Raw genomic sequence first — 5950 nt, forward strand, 5'->3', positions numbered from 1 at the left:
GCCGCGCTGGCGGCGGGCACCTCCGCCTCTCCGGCCGCGCCGGTGCACGGTCCCGGCGAGCCGGCCCCCCGGCAGCGCCCCGCCCCGCTGCACGGTGCGGCGGTGCGGCTGGTGGCCGTACCGGAGGCTCGGCGCGACGTCACCTGGCTGAGATCGGCCCTGCAGGTCGCCGTGGAGATCGAGTTCTCCACCATCCCGCCGTACCTGTGCGGCTGGTGGTCGGTCAGGAACCGCAAGTGCGACGCCGCCCGGCTGATCCGGCGCGTCGTGTCCGACGAGATGTACCACCTCGGCATCGTCTGCAACCTGCTGGCGGGACTGGGCGGACGGCCGAGGATCGTGGCTTCGGCGCCTTCCTATCCGGGTCCCCTGCCGGGCGGGGTGCATCCAGGGGTCGACGTCTATCTGTCCGGCCTGACGAAGCCCTTCGTGCGGGACGTGATGATGGCCATCGAGGCCCCCGCCGTACCACTGGCCGAGAAAGCGGACCCCTCGCTCAGCATCGGCCTCTTCTACGAGGAACTGCTGAAGGCGTTCCGGGCGGTGGCTCCCGACCTGTCCACGGAGCGGCAGTTGCACGAGCGTGTCGGCGAGGACACCCTCCGGCCGGTCAGGACCCTCGAGGACATCGAGCGCTCGATCGACATCATCAAGGAGCAGGGCGAGGGAACGGCCCGTTCCCCGGCCGACGGCGGCGGCGACGATCACATGGCGCACTTCTACGCCTTCGCCGAGATCTACCACGGGCGCCGGCTGCGCGAGGCCGGGGGCGAGTGGCGGTACACCGGTGCTCCGGTTCCCTTCCCCGACGTCCGTCCCATGGCCAGGGTGCCGAAGGGCGGCTGGGACCGGCCGCCCGCCGGGGCCCGGCGTCTTCTCGACGCCTTCGACAGCACGTACACCACGGTGCTGAAAGCCCTCGACACGGCCTGGGAGGAGGGCGACCCGCGAAGTCTTCGGGCCGCCGTCCGGGGCATGCGCGGGCTGGAGGATCCCGCGGTGGAGCTGATGGAGACACCGGTCGACGGCACGGACGAGTGCTACGGCCCCCAGTTCCGCCCCGTCGGCTGATCCGAGGCCGGATGCCGGCTTCGGGTACGTGGGCGGCCCCGGGGTGAGGCTCCCGGGGCCGCCGTGGGTCAGCCGAGGTGGTAGACGGTGACGGTCACGGAGCCGCCCTCGGCGCTGATGGTGTAGTGGCCGGGACCCGTGTAGGGCAGGCAGCCGTCGGCAAGGACGTCGTCCTCGTTGATGCCGGTGTCGTCCTCTCCCACGAAGGCGCACACCTCGGTGACGGGGTGGGGGACGAACCTGTGTTCCGCGCCGCCGTACAGCGGATACCGGGGCAGGGTGGGAGTGTTGATGTCCCGGTCCGGGTGTTCCCACAGGGCGGTCTGCTGGTCCCAGGGCGCCCGTACGACGACTTGACCGTAGGGTTCGGGCAGGTTGTTGTCGTCGCTCTCCCGGGGGTTGGAGAAATCGATCGAGTAGGTGATGGGCCCGCCGGGCGCCTGCGCCTGCGCCTGCGCCGCGCCGACGTTCACCGCGCCGACCAGCATGAGGGCCGTCGAGGCAAGCACGGTCAGTCGTCCCGCAGTCTTGTGGAGCACTCCACTCTCCTTTCGCGCACCGTAGCCGTTCGACTACGGAAAGTAGGCTACGGGTGACCGGAGTTCCCTCCCCAGGCACTCCGGGCAAACCCCCCGGAGGAATGGGACGGAAGCCCGAAGCGACCTTTGCCGCACGGGCGTACGCGAGCGCGGGCACCGCGGCGGTGTCAGCGGGCCGGCACGTGCGCTGGGACGGCACTTCACCTCTCCGCACCGCCGGTGGCGGGCGGGCGGCTTCGTCGCTGGAGCCGGGGACGGAACCCTGCAGCTCGACGGGAGACAGCTGCTGCCTCAGCCGGCGGAGGTGACCGGGTGGAGACCGTGTCTCCGGCCCGGTCAGGAGCGGTCGGGCAGGAGCGCGACCAGTTCGCCCAGGACGCGGGCCGCCGGAGCCGGGTCGACGAGCCACCTCAGGTGGCTGCTGGGAAGCGTGCGGACGTCGTAGGGGTTCTCCGGTGTCCGCGCGTCGCCCTCGCGGATCATCCGGTCCTGCATGGCGAGCGGCAGGCTCGCGTCCTCGGACAGCCGGATGTACGTCCTGGGGATCCGCCCCCAGGTGTCGGCCCGGGCCCGGTCGTCGGGTGTGCCGACGTCGAGGTTCTCGTCGGGCTGGAAGGTGTTGAGGAAGGCCATGAACTCCTCGTCCGTTCCGTCGGCGAGGAAAGCCGCCTTGAGGGCCGTGAGAACGCGGGGGTCGGCGGTGCGGAAGTTGGCGCGCAGCAGCCCGAGTTCGGCAGGGTCACCGACCATCGCCGATGTCAGACCGGTGACATCGACCGTGGCCATCTCGGGCTCGGCGTAGTAGGCGCTGACGTCGAGGTCGACGGGGCACCAGGCGGAGACGTAGACGATGCGGTCGATGAGGTCGGGCCGCTGGTTGGCCGCGGCGGTGGCCGTCATGCCGCCGCGGCTGTGGGAGACGAGGATGACGGGACCGTTGCGTCTGGCCCGCTCCAGCACTCCGATGAGGTGTGCGGCGTTGTCGGCGAGCGTGACGCCCTTGATCACCCCGGGCGCCGTGGCGAGCCCTTCGGGATCCTGCGGCATCTGATAGGCCCGCGGATAGGTCGCGGCGAACCCGTGCCCCGGAAGGTCGACGGCGACCGAACGGTGGCCCGCGAGGCCGAGTTCGGCCTGGAGCGGCGCGAAGGAGAAGGAGTTCGCGAAAGCCCCGTGGACCAGTACGAACGTCGGTTGCATCTGATCGCTCACTTTCTGGACGGCTCTTCACCCTACCCAACGCAAGATCGCGGGAACTGCCGCACCGGACCCTCCACTTGTGCACGTCGTCGGCCGTGGACGTCGCCCCGGGTCCGACGGACGGGGTGACTTCCGCCCGTGGCGAATCTGCGGCCGGCAGAGAAACGGCGTCCGCGGGTCGCGGCAGGCCGAGAGTGGATCCGACAGCACTCGCGCCTCGATGAGGAGACCAGATGACTCCACTCACCTCGCAGCCGCTCCGCGCGGAGGAGGGCGACACACCGCCCAGCCGCTTCGACGACCATCTCGCGGCCCAGCTCCTCGCCCAGCGGATCGTCCTGCTCGGCACCCAGGTCGACGACGTGTCCGCCAACCGGGTGTGCGCGCAGCTGTTGCTGCTGTCGGCGGAGGACCCGCGCACCGACATCAGCCTGTACATCAACAGCCCCGGCGGGTCGGTCACCGCGGGGCTGGCCATCTACGACACCCTGCGGCTGATCCCGAACGACGTCTCGACGCTGGTGATGGGGTTCGCCGCGAGCATGGGGCAGTTCCTGCTCACCGTGGGGACGGCCGGCAAGCGGTTCGCGCTGCCGAACGCGCGCATCATGATGCACCAGCCCTCGGCGGGCATCGGGGGCACCGCCGCGGACATCGAGATCCAGGCGGAGAACCTGCAGTTCACCAAGAAGGCCATCGAGCGGATCACCGCCGAGCACACCGGGCAGAGCGAGGAGACCATCGCCCGGGACGGCGACCGGGACCGCTGGTTCACGGCCGAGCAGGCCAGGGAGTACGGGATCGTGGACCGGGTGGTGGAGTCGCTCGCCGACATCCGCCCCGCCGCGTCGCGCCGACGGATGGGGTTGTGACATGGGGTCGTACACGGTTCCCTACGTCGTCGAGCGGACCGCGCAGGGCGAGCGGTCCTACGACGTCTTCAGCCGGCTGCTGAACGAGCGGATCGTCTTCCTCGGCACCGAGATCGACGACGGGGTCGCCAATGTGGTCATCGCGCAACTCCTGCATCTGGAGTCGGCGAACCCGGAGCACGAGATCTCCATCTATCTCAACTCGCCCGGAGGATCGTTCACCTCGCTGATGGCGATCTACGACACGATGACGTTCGTGCAGGCGCCGATCTCCACCTTCTGCGTCGGCCAGGCGGCGTCGACGGCGGCGGTGCTGCTGGCCGGCGGAGATCCCGGGCGCCGGTTCGTGCTCCAGCACGCACGGGTGCTGCTCGGCCAGCCGGCCAGCGGCGGCCGGCAGGGGACGGTCTCCGACCTCAGCCTCGCGGCGAAGGAGGTGGTCCGCATCCGTTCGCAGGTGGAGGAGGTCCTGTCCCGGCACACGCACCACGACGTGGCGAAGCTGCGCGCCGACATGGACCGGGAGAAGGTGCTCACCGCCGAGGAGGCCGTCGCCTACGGGCTCGCCGACGAGGTGCTGAGCCGTAGGGCGGCGTTCGTCTGACCCTGCCCCGCCCCGGCCGGGGGCCGGCGAGCGGCCGGTACGACGGTGCCGCACCGTCGTACCGGCCGCCGTCGTACCGGCCTCCGTCGTACCGGCCGCCGTCGTACCGGCCGCCCGGTTCCCCCGGTTCGGTAGGGCGGCGCGGCAGAGGCCGCCGGAGGGGCCGTCGGGTCGCGCGCTCAGGCGGCGAGACCGAGGCCCTCGTACGGCCGTTGCACCGCTCCAGCGGCGAGGCGGAGGCCGTGCTGGGGCCGTCGGCCCGGTCAGGCGGCGAGGCAGAGGCCGCCGTAGCGCGCCGTGGGCGACGTACGTGTCCGGGCCACCCGGCTCCGGGCGTGCCGGGCCAGCTCGTCCTGGGCGAGCGAGAGCAGGTCGGCGAGACCGAAGCCGAGGGCCCGGGCGGCGGCTGCCAGAACCTCGGAGGACGCTTCCTTGCGGCCCCGCTCCACCTCCGACAGGTACGGCATCGAGATCCGGGCCGCCTCCGCGACGTCCTTCAACGTGCGCTCCTGAGCGAGCCGTTCACGTCGCAGCACGTCGCCGACGAGGTCGCGCCACAGGGGTTCCTTCGGCGCGGGTGTGCCGGGGGCCCCGGCCGGGCGCTGCGGGGTGCGGGGCGCCCGGTCGGAAACGGGCGGTGAGTTCTGCGGGCGCAGGGCGATGACACGGGCTTGGTTCGGCGTATGAGTGCTCACCTGTTCAGCCTAGGGACCGGGGGTGCCGTGGGAAGGGAGCGTCGTTCTGCCCTCGGTGAAGCCGTGCGGGCGGGCCGGAGGAGGGATCGGGTGCGGATGAACCTCTGCGGTCACAGCGCCGGTTGTCCGCGTCGCGCTCCGGTTCCGAGCCGCTCGGCCGGGTACGCGATGATCTCGCCCCTAAGCCCGACGGGTGGGGTGGCCGTCCTGACCGCACCGCTCCTCCCCATCGTTGATCGTGAGGCGGCCGGCGCACAACAGGGGAAGAGTGGCGGAGGTTCGCGCGGTGCTGATCCGCCCGCCGCTCGGCGACGGGGAGGCCGCCTCGAACTCCCCTGTACCGCTCTCCACTTCCCGGAGGTCCGTGAGCCGGGCGTGCAGGCCGGTGAAGCGCGGGTCGAGGGCGGCTGCGGGGAGGAGGGGCCCGAGCGGGCCTCGCCTCGGCCGCGGCGGCGCGCAGCGACAGCCACCCGGGAGGCCGGGCGTCCGGCAATCCCCCATCGGAGGTACCGGAACCCACATGAGTGATCGAACGGAGCGTCACGGAAGGCCGTCCGCAGCCGCACACGGACAAGCCCCGGTATTCGAAATCGAGTTCTAGATTTCGCCCTCGCACACCCGTGACGGCGACAGGGAGCCCGCCGTTACCCGATCACCTGTCCGTATCCCACACCGAGGAGCACCCATGCATCCCCTGCGCCACCCTGCGCTCGTTCATCCTGCGTTCGAAAATACCGCTGCTCCCTCGGCCGCCTCGGCTCGTCCCGCCGCGGGCTGCGCCGCGTTCCTCGCCGACGGCTCACGACCGGATACGAGGTACCTGGCATGACGGACTCCCCACGCCCGCCCGCACCCGTCGTCTCCTTCGTCGAACGGATCCGGGACCCCCACGAGAGCGGGAGCGGCACCTCGCACCGGAACGCACGCCCGCACCCGCACCCACACCCACACCCACACCCACACCCACAC

The 5950-nt window shown here is 71.5% G+C and carries 6 protein-coding genes; 3 read left to right on the forward strand and 3 right to left on the reverse strand.

Annotated features, from left to right (window positions below; all coding sequences use genetic code 11):
• A partial coding sequence (locus tag GT045_RS27525) for a ferritin-like protein (RefSeq protein WP_272926907.1) occupies nt 1-1071 on the forward strand: 1071 nt, incomplete at its 5' end.
• 68 nt (nt 1072-1139) lie between these two features.
• On the opposite strand, the gene GT045_RS27530 is transcribed toward GT045_RS27525, so the two are convergent.
• Nucleotides 1140-1610, reverse strand: coding sequence for a hypothetical protein (locus tag GT045_RS27530; protein WP_161335824.1), 471 nt, complete (start codon nt 1608-1610; stop codon nt 1140-1142).
• 336 nt (nt 1611-1946) lie between these two features.
• Nucleotides 1947-2810 (reverse strand): alpha/beta hydrolase, encoded by an 864-nt coding sequence (locus GT045_RS27535; protein ID WP_202529086.1) that lies wholly within the window; start codon nt 2808-2810, stop codon nt 1947-1949.
• 233 nt (nt 2811-3043) lie between these two features.
• On the opposite strand from GT045_RS27535, the gene GT045_RS27540 reads away from it, so the two are divergent.
• Together GT045_RS27540 and GT045_RS27545 are read left to right on the forward strand one after the other, a co-directional pair.
• Nucleotides 3044-3682: an ATP-dependent Clp protease proteolytic subunit gene (locus tag GT045_RS27540; RefSeq protein ID WP_161291629.1), complete on the forward strand. Its 639-nt coding sequence runs from the start codon at nt 3044-3046 to the stop codon at nt 3680-3682.
• A 1-nt stretch (nt 3683) separates the two neighbouring features.
• Nucleotides 3684-4286: an ATP-dependent Clp protease proteolytic subunit gene (locus GT045_RS27545; protein WP_161291627.1), complete on the forward strand. Its 603-nt coding sequence runs from the start codon at nt 3684-3686 to the stop codon at nt 4284-4286.
• Nucleotides 4287-4549: 263 nt separating this feature from the next.
• On the opposite strand, the gene GT045_RS27550 is transcribed toward GT045_RS27545, so the two are convergent.
• Nucleotides 4550-4981, reverse strand: a complete 432-nt coding sequence (locus tag GT045_RS27550) for a helix-turn-helix transcriptional regulator (protein ID WP_161291625.1) — start codon at nt 4979-4981, stop codon at nt 4550-4552.
• Nucleotides 4982-5950: the final 969 nt, after the last annotated feature.

Origin of the sequence: Streptomyces sp. SID486 (assembly GCF_009865385.1) — a bacterium.
In the GTDB taxonomy this organism is placed as follows: Bacteria; Actinomycetota; Actinomycetes; order Streptomycetales; family Streptomycetaceae; genus Streptomyces.